This is a genomic window from Thermoanaerobacterium sp. RBIITD (assembly GCF_900205865.1).
Classification (GTDB): Bacteria; Bacillota; Thermoanaerobacteria; order Thermoanaerobacterales; family Thermoanaerobacteraceae; genus Thermoanaerobacterium.
Genome location: NZ_LT906662.1, coordinates 2836132 through 2851590, shown reverse-complemented (window position 1 = coordinate 2851590; position 15459 = coordinate 2836132). Strand labels below are relative to the sequence as shown.

The following is a 15459-nucleotide window of genomic DNA, read 5'->3' as shown; positions in this document are numbered from 1 at the left end:
ATTATATCACTACTCAATAATATTGCAAGGGGTTTTTAATAATTTTTTAACGAAATAAATTAAAATAAAAAAACCTCACATAAAGAGGTTTTTTTACAATATTACATTATGCTTGTCATGGATTTTGTATACTTGTCTGCAACCTTACTTGCACCATATGAATCAGGCTTAACTTGTGCATCAAAACCGCAGCCTGTAACCATACCAACTACTTCTTTGATAATCTCTTTTGTCTTACCATTTTCACCGACATCAAGATGAATTTCTATGTTGAAGTCATTTCTGCCCATTTTTTCAAGTTTTTTAGAAAGCTGATTTGCAAGCTCTATGCTATAATTCGCTTCCATGAAAATTCTTTGCCTTAGAGATGGAATCTTTTTGTGCTGAAACTTTCTATAATAGTACCTAGCACCCTTTCCTTCACGATAAATTATAACCGCTGTAACAAAACAAATAATTTTGCCCGGTTGTGAATCTGTCCCTATCATCAATTTGTAGTTAGAGTTCTTATCATCTTCAACAAAATCCATAATATCATCGAACATTCTGTTTAAATCCATTCGACCTTTAGTTGGATTCACGAAATTCAAAATATCCATCTCCTTTGAATTAACATAGGGGCTTATTTGTATTTATTATACACCAATTTCGTTAACTTTGTGTTAAAATCTTTTTATTTTTTTGTTAAACAATCAATCTAGTAACAAATAATATCAGATGTGATGCTGGAACAAATACAATTTGTGATAAAATAGTACCAATTATTTTACCAAATACAAGTAGTATAACCATCGTATTCACATCCTGTTGTGTTTTTTTGCCGGCAAGAGCTTGGTCAGTTATAAGTGCTGCAACAGGATCAACAATAACAGTTAAAAGTATTGTTGCAAAACCATTTATTATACCTGATAACAAACTTGCTGTTGTGCGGAACTCCGGTAATAAAGCACCTGCATATAAAGATGAAATAATGCCTGTTGTATATATAGAAGTTATTATAACATTATAAATCAAAAAGCTTTTTGGTATTTTCGTATCTCTAATGCCTTTTAACATCCTTAACCTTGGAAGCACTATCTTATCTTTTATGGTTTTTATATTTTTCCATTTGAAAGAATTCAATATAAGTTTAGGAACAGAACCTGCCGTTTCCATTCCATTTATTGCCGCTGAAAATATCGACACAAATGTTGGCATAAGTGGTGCGCCAATCACTGCACCAAGTGTTGCCGAAAGCAATACATATCTCATATTAAGTCCTAGTAATGGTACCAATTTTTCTTTTATCGAAATATCTACTAAGCTTCCAAGAAATGGTCCTTGTATCATGTTAGAAAGCCTTGATATAACAGCCATTATGTTGAACAAAGATAATGATACAGCAAGCTTTTTTGTCCTTACACCAGATGGCCTTATAGAATATGAAAGGGTATCGATCAAGTTTATTATCATCGTGAAAAAGCAAACAATTAATAGTCTTTTTGCATCTACCATTCGTACACATCCTATTCAGTAAAATTTACAAATTAAATTATAGTGAAATATAAGAAAAAAAGCAATATGCACCCATACCCACATATAGAAATATATCCTTTTATTTATGTAATTTTGCTTAAATATGTTATAATTTTTATATTGTAGATGATAAATGTTATCACGATCATATTACATATCCTGTTATTAATGCAAAAGTTTAATACATAATATTAAGAAAGGAAAGTCATCTTAATGGAAAAATTTCGTACTAATAAATGGAGCATATTATCAGCTGTTCTTATAGGAACGGTAATGGGACCAATTGATGGAAGTGTAACAAATATAGCCATGCCTCAATTAGCAAAAATTTTTAACACAGATATCACAACAATAAGCTGGGTAGCTATGACATACCTTTTAATGCTTTCAAGCCTAATGCTTACATTTGGAAGGCTCGGTGATATGATTGGATATAAGAAGCTTTATCAATATGGATTAATAACATTTTCAGCTACATCTGCAATATTAAGCATGTCAAACAATATTTACATGCTAATCATCGTAAGAGCCTTTCAAGCTATTGGTGCCGGTATGCTTATGTCAATGGCACCGGCAATTATAACAGCTACATTTCCTGCAACTGAAAGAGGAAAAGCTTTAGGTTTCAATGCAATGCCAGTATCAATTGGACTTGCCATAGGTCCGACACTGGGAGGATTTTTACTTACATATCTTGGATGGAGGTCTATATTCTACATAAATATCCCTATAGGTATCATAGGATTTATATGGGCTCAGGCTGTCGTGCCTGATAATAAAGGTGTTCCAGAGAAGTTTGACCCTGCGGGAGCTTTATCAGCTTTTCTTTTTCTTGCTGGTCTACTTCTTTTCATTTCAAAAGGTGGCACATGGGGATGGACGTCAAGCGCCAGCATAATTTCGATTGCAATCTTTGTAACATTCTTTATTATATTTATTATAATCGAAAATAAACTCGAATTTCCAATGCTGGATCTAAGCTTGTTTAAAATTAGGACTTTTACATTTGGAAATATAAGCACATTGATAAATTTTATGGCACAATTTACTATGACATTTTTAACACCGTTTTTATTACAGCAAATGGGCTTCTCTACCGATATGGCAGGCATTATAATGACATCATTCCCTTTAATTATGTTTGTAAGTGCGCCATTAAGTGGTATACTTTCTGACAAATATGGTGCACAGATCTTATCAACGATTGGTGCACTTATTTCAGCGGTAGCACTTTTTTCCATGTCAACACTAAATCTTCATTCATCAATGTTTTCTATCATGTGGAGACTTGGCCTTTTTGGAATAGGAAATGGTTTATTTCAGGCACCGAATAATAGCTCTGTAATGGGAAGCGTTTCAAAAAACAGGCTCGGCATTGCATCTGCATTTTTAGCAACAATGAGGAATGCCGGCATGGTACTCGGTATAGCAGCGGGTAGTGCTATATTTACAAATAGGAAGATTTTTTACGAAACTTTAAGCATTAGCAAAACAAATGCTTTTATGTTCGGTTTAAGAGATGCATATATTGTAGCTTCAATATTTTCTATTATTTCTGCATTAACATCGCTTGTTAGGAATAATATTAATATAAAGAATATTATTGAAAGGGATGAAAAGTAATATGGAAAAAACCTTTGCAATGGTAAAACCTGATGGTGTCAAGCGTGGGTTAATCGGTGAAATCTTAAGAAGGTACGAAAACAAAGGACTTAGGCTTGTTGCTGCAAAGATATTTACACCATCTTTAGAGCTCCTTGAAAAGCACTATGAAGAACATAAAGGGAAGCCCTTCTATGATGCACTTATTCGCTATATGACATCAGGCCCTGTTTTTGCTATGGTTCTCGAAGGGGAAAATGCTGTAAAAATCGTAAGGCTACTAAATGGTCCAACAAAATTAGAAGAAGCACTACCAGGGACAATTAGAGGCGATTATTGTACAAGTACGACATTTAATATCATTCATGGTTCAGATAGCATTGAGCATGCTAAGAGAGAAATTCTCCTTTGGTTTCCAGAATTTATGAATAAATTTTAGGACAAGGCCATAAACTCTAATAGAATAATCTAATTCTATTGGAGGAGAATTTCTTAAAATGATAAAAGTAGAAAGTAAAAATAACAAGTATGGTATAATTTATGGTGAAATAGACGGTTACAACTGGTATGCCTTAGTACAGGACAAAAAAGTTGACTACGGCATAAACCCTAAAACGCTTAGAAAGGGAAATGGAAGAATTTCAAGGCTTTTTATCTACAAAGAAACAAATGATAATAAAATAATGGCAAACGAGCTTATAAAATCAGTTATTGCAGATTACCGGCATAAGTGGAACCTTCTCAATAAAGACCAGAAAGACCTAATACAGAGGCTTGTTAACTACTTGGAGCTTAGGTATTCACTAAAAGTATTAAAAAAAGAGGCGAAGTAAAATCTACTTCGTCTTTTTTGCTGGCAATATGAAAGCCGTATATAAATTATTAAAAACGAACTCAATTGATGAGAAAAATATAATGACAAGCCAATCAAACCATGTTAATGCAACTGTCTTAAATACAGCACTTAAAAATGGTATGTATATAGTTGAAACAAAAAGTAAAAAAGATATTATACATGCAATAACTAAATACATATTGGAGAAAATGCCTATCTCAAATATTAAATGCCTTTCAGATCTACATTCAAAGGCATGTATTAATTCGACCATAACAAGTGTTGCAAATGCAATTGTTCGCGCTCTATCAAGTGTACCATATGTTAAAGCAAAAATATATGATGAAAGTGTGCAAAATGCCATTAAAAACCCTACAATCCCGATCCTTATTCCAAGGCCTTTTGAGAATATACTTTCATGGGCACCCCTTGGATTCATATTCATAATATCTCTATCAGCTGGATCAAGACCTAATGCCAATGCAGGTAGACCATCTGTTATAAGATTAACCATTAATATCTGAATCGGTATAAGCGGTAGCTCTAATGATGTCAAGGCCGCTATAAACATCGTTATAACTTCACCAATATTACATGAAAGAAGATATCTTATAAATTTCCGTATATTATCGTATATAATCCTTCCCTCTTCAATTGCTGCCACAATCGTCGCAAAATTATCATCAATTAAAATCATAGATGAAGCTTCTTTAGCAACATCCGTGCCACCTTTACCCATAGAAATCCCTATATCGGCTTCTTTTATTGCAGGTGCATCATTTACACCATCACCTGTCATTGCAACAGTGTATCCTCTATTTTTAAGTGCTCTTACAATGCGAAGTTTATGCTTCGGTGAAACCCTTGCATAAACAGTAGTATTATCAACAGCATCAAAAAATTTCTTATCATCCATTTTATCTATTTCAGAACCTGTCAAGATATTATCCGACTTGTTGTGAATACAAAGCTCATCTGCTATAGCAGCAGCAGTCAATTTATGGTCACCAGTTATCATAATCGGTTTTATGCCAGCTAAACGGCATTTTAAAACTGCATCATACGCCTCTTTCCTAGGCGGATCAATCATTCCTTCCAGCCCAACAAAAACCAAGTCTCTCTCTATATTTTTATAATCATATTTTATTCCATATGGCAATTTTCTATATGAAAATGCCAAAACTCTAAGTGCACTTCTACCTAGCCTTTCATTGGCATCGAGAATTCTCTTCTTTTCAAAGTGACTAAGCGGAACTTCCCTTCCGTCTCTCAAAATCCTAGTGCACAGCTCAACTATGACATCTGGTGCACCTTTAGTAAATGCATACATATTACCAATTTCATCAACTATTACACTCATCCTTTTTCTATCCGAATCAAATGGTATCTCCTCAATCCTTTTTATATACTTATCAACTTTATCCTTCGACACTCCACCTACCACTGAGGCATATAGAATAGCTGCTTCTGTTGGATCACCAGAATACTTCACATTATCTACAATTTCATTGCCTATTTTTATCCTGTCTATTTTTATGTCAGCATTGTTGCATACTGCGCCAATCTCAAGAAGCCTCTTTATGACAGGATCAATAGTTGGATCTATCCTTTTACCCCTCAATATGAATCTACTGCTTAAATCTTTACCTTCAATATCAATGATATCATCATTAGCAAATATTTTCTTGACTGTCATCTTATTTTCTGTAAGCGTCCCCGTCTTATCAGTACATATTACATTTGTACAACCCAACGTCTCAACAGCTGGAAGTTTCCTTATTATAGCATTCTTTTTAAGCATTCTTTGTACACCTATTGCAAGCGATACAGTAACAACAGCAGGAAGCCCTTCTGGTATGGCCGCAACGGCAAGGCTTACACCTGAAAGGAACATGTAATATATAGATTCGCCCCTCATTATCCCAAGTATCGTCACAATGGCACAAATAATCAAAGAACCTGTGACAAGTACTTTGCCAAGTTTATCAAGCCTTCTTTGAAGCGGTGTCACATTATTATCAATTTCTTTTATCATGCCAGCAATTTTGCCCATTTCCGTTCTCATGCCTATATCCATAACAAGCGCTTTGCATCTGCCGCTCGTCACTATAGTTCCCATATATATTATGCTTTTTTTCTCTGTAGACCTCTTTAATTCAATGTTAACAGGTTCTTTTGATACCGGTACAGATTCACCTGTCAATATAGACTCATCTAATTTAAGGTTATGGGCTTCAAAAACAACAGCATCTGCAGGAACTCTATCACCTGCTTCAAGTGCAATAACATCATTAATCGTGACCTCTTCCGCAGGTACTTCCTTAGTTACCCCATCTCTTATTACTTTTGTTGACGGGGCTGCTAACTTTTTTAAGGCTTCCAATGATTGCTCTGTCCTATACTCCTGAATAAACCCCAAAATTGCATTTAAAATGATTATAATAGTAATCGTAATTGCATCAGCCACTTCACCCATAATAGCAGAAATCAGCGTTGCGGCCAAAAGCACCATTACTATAAAATCTTTAAACTGATCCAAAAATATCTCAAATGCCGTTACTTTTTTACCTTCTTCAAGTGCATTCGGTCCGTATTTTAAAAGTCTCTTTCGTGCTTCCTGTTCACTTAAACCATTTTTATCTATCTTATTGTTAAAATAGTAAATCGTATCATTTTCTGGTTTTTTTGTTTGAAACATTTGTACCCCCCTTTGAACATTTCTTCTCATATAAAAATATGAGGTAACATGTAAAAACATGACCTCATATTTTTAAGCTTTGCCATTCATCCCTCGCATAATTTACTATTAAAGTATGTCGATTTCTATCAGGATGATTCATTACCTTATTAAACCATTTAGCAGCTTCATCTTTGTAACCAAGTATTTTATTAAGCTCGCCAATCATATATATAAGCTGTATTTCGCCATCATAGGCCTCTACCCCTTCATATGCCTTTGTATACGAATCGAGGGAAAACTGTAAGTATTTGTTTTCATTACCCTTATCCATTAAAATCCTGTAAATCCACGCTATCCTTAAACATGTCTTGGCTATAATTATATCTTTATCATTTTTTAGTTGTGAGCAGTAAAGTGATAAAAGATATGACTCAAGGGCTTTTTGCGGTGTTCTTTCACCTGAAAACTTTCTTTTTGTCCAGTTAACAGTCACCTTTGACAGTATTTCTTTTTTGGCTCTATCGTCCACCTTATTAAACTCTTCATTTAGAGCAGCATAACCACAATTTGGACATACAATTGGATCGTAAAAAAAAGGCTCTATTCCATCATATTTAGTATAAAAATCTTTTCCCCTCTCCAATACTCTTAGATGTGATGTCCTAACTCTTGTATAGGTAAATTCTCTTTCGCAAACAGGACATACAATTTTACTGTCATACAAAAATGTATTCATTTATTTCACTCCTGTCAATTATTGTCATAATATGTTCTATATTTATTTTATCATAATTAAATATGATATTCGAGGGAAAAATAAATAAATAATATTATTATCTACAAAATTATTATCTACAAAGGTTGGTGATTTTCATGCCTACTTATGAAAATGAAAAGCTGGCTTTTAGATTTTCTCCAAGAAACAATAAAGCTAAAAACATCAATTGGAATGAATGGAGCGAGAAGGCGTTCAATACTGCAAAAAAACAAGACAAATTAGTACTTTTAAGCATAAGTGCCACATGGTGTCACTGGTGCCACGTTATGGATGAAACAACTTTTTCACATGAACCTGTTATAAACTATATAAATCAAAATTTTATACCAGTAAGAGTTGACACAGACATGAGGCCTGATATAAATAGAAGATACAATATGAGTGGATGGCCTACTGTCGCTATTTTAAATTATGATGGAGTTCTATTGAGTGGCGGTACATATATTCCGCCAGAAAAATTTTTAACATTTTTAGAGGAAATACATAGTTATTACAAAAACAATAGGGATGAAATAGAAGTTAAGATAAGAGAAAATAAAAATAAAGCAAAACCAATATTTACATTAAAGACCATATCAAAAGGTTTAGCATGTGATGCCATAAAATATGTTTACGAAAATATAGTAAAAACTTATGATAAATTATACGGTGGATTTGGTATAGAGCCAAAATTCCCAATGAGTGAAGCCTTAGAATTCCTCCTATTCTACTATTCAAAAACAGGTGATGACAATGCATCACTCATGCTTTCAAAGACCCTTACAAACATGCTGGAAGGAGGTATATTTGACCAAACTGATGGCGGTTTTTTCAGATATTCAACAACAAGGGATTGGAGCATGCCACACTATGAAAAGATGCTCGAAGATAACTCTGTGCTTTTAAAAATCTTGCTTGAAGCCTATAATGTAATAAAAAACGATAAATTTAAATATGGTGCTTCAAAAATAATAAGCTACATGAAGTCAGAGCTTTATGACAATAAAAACTCAGTCTTTTATGGAAGTCAAGATGCTGAAGAAGAATTCTACAGATTGCCGCCTGATAAAAGAAAGAAGGCCAAAAAGCCTCTTGTCGATAAAACGATATATACGGATAAAAACGCCTTAGCCGCTATGGGATTTCTATACAGCGGACTAGTACTTGATGACAATTCATATCTGCAAATGATGATAAGCCTTATTAATTTCTTCAACAAAATATTTGACGATGACTACGGTTTTTATCATTATTACACACAAAAACCTGAGCTTTTGGGAATACTTAATGACAATGTTAATATGTTAAATGCTTTCCTAGATCTATATGAAATAACGATTGATGAAATTTATCTTGATAAAGCATCAAAAATTGCTACAATCATTGTTAATAAATTCTTTGATGAAAATAAAGGAGGTTTCTTTGAAGATATAGTCAATGATAAAACTCTAAAAAATATTAATAATGATGAAAAAGATATACTCACAAATTCAAGAGCGGCATTAGCATTAATGAGACTTGACGGAATCTTAGAAAGAGATGATCACAAAAAAGAAATCTCAAAAACACTTAAGCTTTTTAGCAAATCATATAAAAAATATGGCATATATGCATCAACATTTGCGGTTGCGATGGATTTTTATATGAATGGGCCACTTCATATCAATGTCGTAGGAAGAAAAGATGATGATAAAACCAATTCATTCTATAAAAAAGTGTTAAAGACATATGCACCAAATAAAGTTGTCAAATACATCGATGTAGTTAATGACGCATCAAAACTTGATTTAAAAGGCTATTCCCCATTAAAATATCCTGCAGCATATATATGTATAGGTGAAAAATGTATAGACCCTGTAGTAGATGAAGAAGAAATAGAAAATACAATAAGAATAAGCAGCAAGATATTTAAATAAATATAGAAGAACTGACTTATTTGCATATTAGAAATAAGCGGTTCTTCATGTTGTATTATTTCTTTTTGATAAACCATATGTTAAGCCAAAAAGCATTATAATACCGGCATATCCTGCCAAAGGATACATATAATGTACAAGCTTTGAAAATCCAAATCTGCTTAAAACGAGTGCAACCCCTCCGGCTATAATCGTGTATATCTTGTATTTTAAGTTTTTTGTTACCGTAAGCCTCGCTGCAAAACCATAAAGATTCCCGACAGCTGTTGTATATATCTCTGCAATCAATATAAAACTATAAACAAGCTTCAAAGTATTTGAAAACCTACCAGCTATGTACAGCATTGGTATTTGATACTGTGATACTTGCGGCATATTTGTAAGTATAGCAAAAAGTATCATAGTCGCTCCAAAGCCAAGGCCAATACCACCAAATATGGCACCCCATTTAAGCTTCGACTTTGTAGATGTCTGATTTCCAAGTGGTGCTAAGATTGCAACAGACATTAAAAGGTTATATGACGCATATATGATGCCTGATACAAAAAAATTCTTGACTGCCGCATTAATAGGCATTGAAATACGCCCAATAGCAGCTATCTCAGGTGTATAAATAATAGCGAGTAAGCTTACAACAAATACGCCAATTAATAAAATCGGCACTACAAATGATATTGCGGAAATAACACCTGCTATTCCTGTTAAAACAGTCATAACAGATATTACAGCCATCAAAACAGAACCTAATGCTGTAGGCAGTCCAAACTGCTCTTTAAAAATGGCACCTGTGCCGGCCAGCATTGCAGTAAATGCACCAAATAAGAAAAATATTATGACATAGTCTATGATTTTACCGAATACCGGCACACCTGCTTTCATTATGACTTCATAATGTGATGTAGCATTGAGCATATTGCCTAACAAAAGAATTATATACCCATAAACGACGAATATAATCGCCGCAATTAATAAACCTATAAAGCCCTTAACACCATGATATCCAAAAAACTGCAGTACTTCCTGTCCCGAAGCAAACCCCGCACCTACAACAGTACCTATATATGTAGCAGCAATAGAAAAAACGGACAAATCCTTTTTACTCAAAAAAATCCCGCCTTTCTTAATATAGTATATTTTAGGCAGGATATAAAATATTATACTTTTTAATTAACTATTTATGCTTTTTCTTATTTATGAAATCTTCATAACTCGACAATTTACCAAAAAAAATCAATTTTTGCTAAATATTATCCATAAAATGCCGACAATTATATTGACTATGTTTTTTCAAAGTCTTATAATTAAGATGAAATTTTTTACATAGAAAGGGGTGAAATTATTAACAATTTATCAGTATTTAACAAATTATATTATAAAGGGGTGGAGAATATGAAAAAATCTTCATTAGCAAAAATTATTTTAGCTTTCGTTTTATCATTAACACTTATTTTTCCGTATTTAAATGTTACAGCATTAGCAGCAGACTCAGTTACTATCACACAAGATCAACTTGATATTGTTAATCCGTTTATTACTCAAGCAGCTACAACTTTTGCCAATTTGCCAGATACTCAAAAAGGACAAGTTATACAAAAAGTAAGAAATTTTTTAAACGACAATATAAGTCAAACTTCAGAACAATTACTTAATGACGTGGCAGGCATATTACAAGGTTTAAATTCTACAGATTACAAAGTAACATCAAATAATATTGTTCTTCTTGCGCAAGCGATGAAGACATTTATAACGCCTACAAAGCGCCAGGATATACTAAGTCAGATTGAAAGCGGTACAATAAAAGATGTTACACTACACGACTATGACATTAATATGGATGCAGTTAATAAATTTAATAACGATCACAACAATGTTATTAATTTCCTAATAAACAATGTTCAAACAGGCAGTCTATTAAATTTAATCAAAGAGCATCACAATAATTTGAGAATAGACGATAATTTTAAAGTATATTATGTATTATTAGGGAATACTTATTCCTTAGATGACCTTAAAAAGGATGCAGACTTTCAAAATTTAGTAAATAGTTTCCTTGCAGATATAAATCAAAATCAAAGTCAGAAATTAACATTAGATAGTATTGTCACTGCTGCAGATAACTTCTCCACAGCTGCCACAAAATTAACACCAGATAACCAAGAGCTTCTTCGTGCAGTGTTAAATGCATACGGCATTCATAATTACACACCTCCAAATGGTGGAGGAACTAGCAGTGGCGGAGCTATTAGCGGTGGCACAACCGGCGGTGAAACAGGAGTAACTGAAGTTGGCACACCTGTTGCATCAGCCACTGTAGACCTTACAAAGAAAACAACTGTTTCTAGCTCTGATAATGCAATTAGCCTTGATATACCTGCGGGTGTAATAGCAAATAATGATGGATCAACACTTAAGGTTTCTGTAAATGTACTTGATGATACTCAATCTAAAGCAATAGCTGATAAACTAAATACAACATCATTGACATTGCTTGGCAAAGTATATACTTTCTACTTCAAAGCTACTAAAGACGGAAATGACACATATATAACTAAATTCGATAAGCCGATAACAGTTAAATTATCATTGAACGGCATTGATAGCACAAAATACGACCCCAAAAGAATAAGCTTATTTAAAATTGACAATGATACTGCTATATACAAAGGCGGAAAATACGACAAAGCTACAAACACTATCACAACTAAGTTATACGGATTTAGTACATATGCGCTTATGTACTATAATAAGACATTTAAAGATATAGCAAACCATTGGGCAAAAAATGATATAGAATACATGGCATCAAAATATATAACAAATGGTATGACAGCTGATACATTCGTACCAGAAGGAAATGTAACAAGAGCGCAATTTGCTGCATTCCTTATTAAACTACTAAATATACCGTATCAGACAAAGGCAACACCATTTACAGATGTAAAAAGCAGTGATTGGTATTACAATGATGTGACGACAGCATATAATATTGGATTAGTCAAAGGTGTCGCTTCTGATAAGTTTGCTCCAAATGACAATATAACTAGAGAGCAGATGGCTGCAATGGCTCTTGACGCATTGAAATATATGGGTAAAGATGTTACAATTAGTCAAGATGAAGTAACAACAATTTTTGCACAATACAAAGATGCTAAAAACGTATCAGATTGGGCAAAAAATATTGTCGCTGCATCTGTTAAATATAATATAATGAATGGAATGTCAAAAGACAGCTATAGTCCTCTCTCAACATCAACAAGGGCACAAGCTGTTGCTGTAGTAAGTAGATTATTTGACATGCAATAAAAATTTGAAAGGGGGAGGACAGTTCTTCCCCTTCTATTTTATGTATAAAGAGGTACAGTATGAAAAAAATATTGATTATTTCCGCAGTAGCAATATTAATATTATCTGGTTTAACATATTTAGGAATCAATTATGCATTTAACAAAATTTCGTCGAATTTACTGTCAAATGTAGTATTGAAAAATAATACTACCAGTACTCCAGATAATAATTCACAGGATAATAAAAATAATGACAATATAAATGATGCTAACAATACTTTAAAAAATAGCGATACAAATAAAGCAAATAATAATTCTATAGAACCTAAAAATAGTAATTCTTACAATAGCAGCACAAATGAAAGTAACAGCAATAGCACTGCATCAAGTAATTCTACTGTAACAGGAAGTACTATCAAACAAATTGAAAGCTCTGCATCATTTTCAGATAAAGCAGAAATTGTAAAAATGGTAACATCAAAACTTAGTGCAGGTGATATTCAATATTTGATGTCCTTATCAAAAGGTGGTTTAACACTTGAAGAAAAGGAAAAGGCCAAAAGTATCGCATACTCAAAATTTTCACCTGCCGAAATCGAAAAAATAAAAGAATTATATCATAAATATTATAAATAAAAAATCTCCATCTAAAGGAGATTTTTTATTTTAAAATTTAAATAATTTATGTAAAAGATTTTTTTTCTTTAAAACCGGTTCATAAATATCTATATCATGTCCATTTATTACTTTATCGCTATTTGCAACAATATAATCAATCATTTCAACATTAATACCATTATCTTTTAAGACTGTCAATGAGTCAGCAATTTTGGGTGACCTGCCCTTTGTTGTATGGGCATCTGATGCTATAAAATGTACCATGTTACACTTAATCAGGTCAATGGCTTTCCTCATTGTTCCCTTTCCGAATAAACCAGTAATGCTTGTTGAATTAACCTGTGTTAGTGCACCCTTTTTTATAAGCTTATATGCTACAGCAAAGTCATCTTTAATATAATTATATCTCTCTATATGCGCAATTATAGGTGTAACACCCATTAATTTAAATTCAAATATGACATCTTCTGCATATTCAGGATATTCCAACATTGGAAGCTCTATTAGTATATATCTACCGGTATTATTAATAGACATAACACTGCCTTCTTTATATTTTGAAGGTAGTGTATGTGAAATATATGCCTCGCATCCAGGCAATATATTTACGTCTATATTGCTATCTGCTATGTAATTGTTTAACATATCACATTTCTTTAAAATATCATCTTTTTTTATTTCATTCTCATATTCAATATAATGTGGTGTAGCGACTATCGTTTTAATCCCATCATTATACGCTATATTAGCCATCGTAAGAGATGTATCAATATCGTATGCTCCATCATCAATTTCAGGTATGATATGGCAGTGAATATCAACCATCATCTTTTCCTTCTTTTCTTCTTATGTTTGCTTCCATCATCACTATAATAATAATAGTAATAATAGCCTTTATTATGTTCCTTAACTTTATTTAAAACAACACCAAGAATATTGGCTTTTAAATTTGTTAATATTTCTTTTGCCCTCTTAGTAACATCAATTTCTGTCTTATTTGCTTGTACAACAAGTATAACTCCATCAACTATTGGCGCAAGTACAGTAGGATCTGTCACCAATAATACTGGTGGCGCATCAAGCAAAATATAATCATAGTCTTCTTTAAGGTTATTTATAAAATTTTTCATTTTGTTTGAACCAAGGAGCTCAGACGGATTTGGTGGTATTGGACCAGATGGTATAATATCAAGATTATCATATTCTTTATCTGATATTATATATTTTTGATAATTAGCATCTTCGACAATGATATTCGTTAATCCATTCATATTAGATATTTTAAACATCTGATGTACAGTAGGATTTCTTAAATCACAATCAATAACAATAATCCTGCTACCTGTCATAGCCAATGCATATGCAAGATTTTTTATAATTGTACTTTTACCTTCATTTGGTAATGAACTAGTTATAAGTATACTTTTTACCTTATTATCCACACTTGTAAATTGCAAATTTGTTCTTAGTGCACGAAATGCTTCAGAAATTGATGTCTTTGCTTTCACTATATTGCTCTTATCTAAATTATTATTTTCCGCTTCAATCAAAAGAACAACCCCCTCAATCTTTAAGTTCAGGAATTACACCTAATACAGGCAAATCAAGATATTTCTTAACGTCGTCGATATTCTTATATGTCCTATCAAAATATTCTAAAAGAAATATTATAAATATGCTTACCATTATACCTAATATCGCAGCAATAGCTATATTAAGCAATGGTTTAGGACTGACTTTATTCATCGGTGGTATTGCTTTATCAATTACGCTGACATTATCCACTTTCATTATTTTAACTATATTATCAACGAATGAATTTGCTACCGCATTAGCTATATCTGCAGCCATTTTCGGATTATTATCTTTTACGCTTATATTTATAACTTCAGTATCGCCTTCTTCTGCGACATTTATCTTTGATTTCAATTGGTCTGTTGTCAGATTTAATTTTAAGTCATCAATTGCTTCTTGAAGTACGGATCTACTTGTTGCAATTTCAGCATATGTTGAAGCAAGAAGCCTATTTGTTTGAACATCCTGAAACTGAATTTGGCCATTACTGTACTGAGCTGTTTGTGACTTGCTTACAATCAATGATGTACTTGCTTGAAATGTTGGTTTTATTACATAAAACGACAAAATACCACTTATAATAACTGCAAATATAGTTATGACAAATACAATCCACCACTTTTTCCTTATAATTGATAGAATCTCCCTTAAATCTATTTCTTGTTCTTCCATAGCTT

The 15459-nt window shown here is 32.7% G+C and carries 14 protein-coding genes; 6 read left to right on the top strand and 8 right to left on the bottom strand.

The window, feature by feature from the left end:
* Window positions 1-101 precede the first annotated feature (101 nt).
* Together CPG45_RS13740 and CPG45_RS13735 are read right to left on the bottom strand one after the other, a co-directional pair.
* Entirely contained in the window at window positions 102-560 is a 459-nt protein-coding gene (locus tag CPG45_RS13740; protein ID WP_502695823.1) for a ribonuclease H-like YkuK family protein, read from the bottom strand.
* 124 nt (window positions 561-684) lie between these two features.
* Window positions 685-1494, bottom strand: coding sequence for a lipid II flippase Amj family protein (locus CPG45_RS13735; RefSeq protein WP_096232431.1), 810 nt, complete (start codon window positions 1492-1494; stop codon window positions 685-687).
* 234 nt (window positions 1495-1728) lie between these two features.
* Between CPG45_RS13735 and CPG45_RS13730 the strand changes: the two genes are divergently transcribed.
* From CPG45_RS13730 to CPG45_RS13720, 3 genes are read left to right on the top strand one after another with little or no spacing between them, the layout of a single operon-like run.
* Window positions 1729-3138, top strand: a complete 1410-nt coding sequence (locus CPG45_RS13730; RefSeq protein ID WP_096232430.1) for an MFS transporter — start codon at window positions 1729-1731, stop codon at window positions 3136-3138.
* A 1-nt stretch (window position 3139) separates the two neighbouring features.
* The gene (gene ndk / locus CPG45_RS13725; protein ID WP_096232429.1) at window positions 3140-3556 is read left to right on the top strand and encodes a nucleoside-diphosphate kinase; all 417 of its coding nucleotides are present in this window, start codon (window positions 3140-3142) and stop codon (window positions 3554-3556) included.
* A 58-nt stretch (window positions 3557-3614) separates the two neighbouring features.
* A complete protein-coding gene (locus tag CPG45_RS13720) occupies window positions 3615-3950 on the top strand; it encodes a hypothetical protein (RefSeq protein WP_096232428.1) in 336 nt (111 codons plus the stop codon).
* 3 nt (window positions 3951-3953) lie between these two features.
* Here CPG45_RS13720 and CPG45_RS13715 read toward each other — a convergent pair whose 3' ends face one another.
* Together CPG45_RS13715 and CPG45_RS13710 are read right to left on the bottom strand one after the other, a co-directional pair.
* Window positions 3954-6650, bottom strand: coding sequence for a cation-translocating P-type ATPase (locus CPG45_RS13715; RefSeq protein WP_096232427.1), 2697 nt, complete (start codon window positions 6648-6650; stop codon window positions 3954-3956).
* A 64-nt stretch (window positions 6651-6714) separates the two neighbouring features.
* Entirely contained in the window at window positions 6715-7368 is a 654-nt protein-coding gene (locus tag CPG45_RS13710; protein WP_096232426.1) for a DUF2225 domain-containing protein, read from the bottom strand.
* 137 nt (window positions 7369-7505) lie between these two features.
* Here CPG45_RS13710 and CPG45_RS13705 point away from each other — a divergent pair, with 137 nt between their 5' ends.
* A complete protein-coding gene (locus tag CPG45_RS13705; protein ID WP_096232425.1) occupies window positions 7506-9305 on the top strand; it encodes a thioredoxin domain-containing protein in 1800 nt (599 codons plus the stop codon).
* Window positions 9306-9350: 45 nt separating this feature from the next.
* Here the strand turns inward: CPG45_RS13705 and CPG45_RS13700 are convergent, their stop codons facing one another.
* The gene (locus CPG45_RS13700) at window positions 9351-10409 is read right to left on the bottom strand and encodes a YkvI family membrane protein (RefSeq protein ID WP_096232424.1); all 1059 of its coding nucleotides are present in this window, start codon (window positions 10407-10409) and stop codon (window positions 9351-9353) included.
* A gap of 285 nt (window positions 10410-10694) precedes the next feature.
* Here CPG45_RS13700 and CPG45_RS13695 point away from each other — a divergent pair, with 285 nt between their 5' ends.
* The gene (locus CPG45_RS13695) at window positions 10695-12608 is read left to right on the top strand and encodes an S-layer homology domain-containing protein (protein WP_096232423.1); all 1914 of its coding nucleotides are present in this window, start codon (window positions 10695-10697) and stop codon (window positions 12606-12608) included.
* Window positions 12609-12667: 59 nt separating this feature from the next.
* Window positions 12668-13225 (top strand): hypothetical protein, encoded by a 558-nt coding sequence (locus CPG45_RS13690; RefSeq protein ID WP_096232422.1) that lies wholly within the window; start codon window positions 12668-12670, stop codon window positions 13223-13225.
* A 30-nt stretch (window positions 13226-13255) separates the two neighbouring features.
* On the opposite strand, the gene CPG45_RS13685 is transcribed toward CPG45_RS13690, so the two are convergent.
* From CPG45_RS13685 to CPG45_RS13675, 3 genes are read right to left on the bottom strand one after another with little or no spacing between them, the layout of a single operon-like run.
* Entirely contained in the window at window positions 13256-14035 is a 780-nt protein-coding gene (locus CPG45_RS13685; protein WP_231968794.1) for a tyrosine-protein phosphatase, read from the bottom strand.
* Window positions 14032-14757: a CpsD/CapB family tyrosine-protein kinase gene (locus CPG45_RS13680; RefSeq protein WP_096232420.1), complete on the bottom strand. Its 726-nt coding sequence runs from the start codon at window positions 14755-14757 to the stop codon at window positions 14032-14034. The genes CPG45_RS13685 and CPG45_RS13680 overlap by 4 nt, the downstream gene beginning before the upstream one ends.
* Before the next feature lie 13 nt (window positions 14758-14770).
* Window positions 14771-15454, bottom strand: coding sequence for a YveK family protein (locus tag CPG45_RS13675; RefSeq protein ID WP_096232419.1), 684 nt, complete (start codon window positions 15452-15454; stop codon window positions 14771-14773).
* Between the last annotated feature and the right edge of the window lie 5 nt (window positions 15455-15459).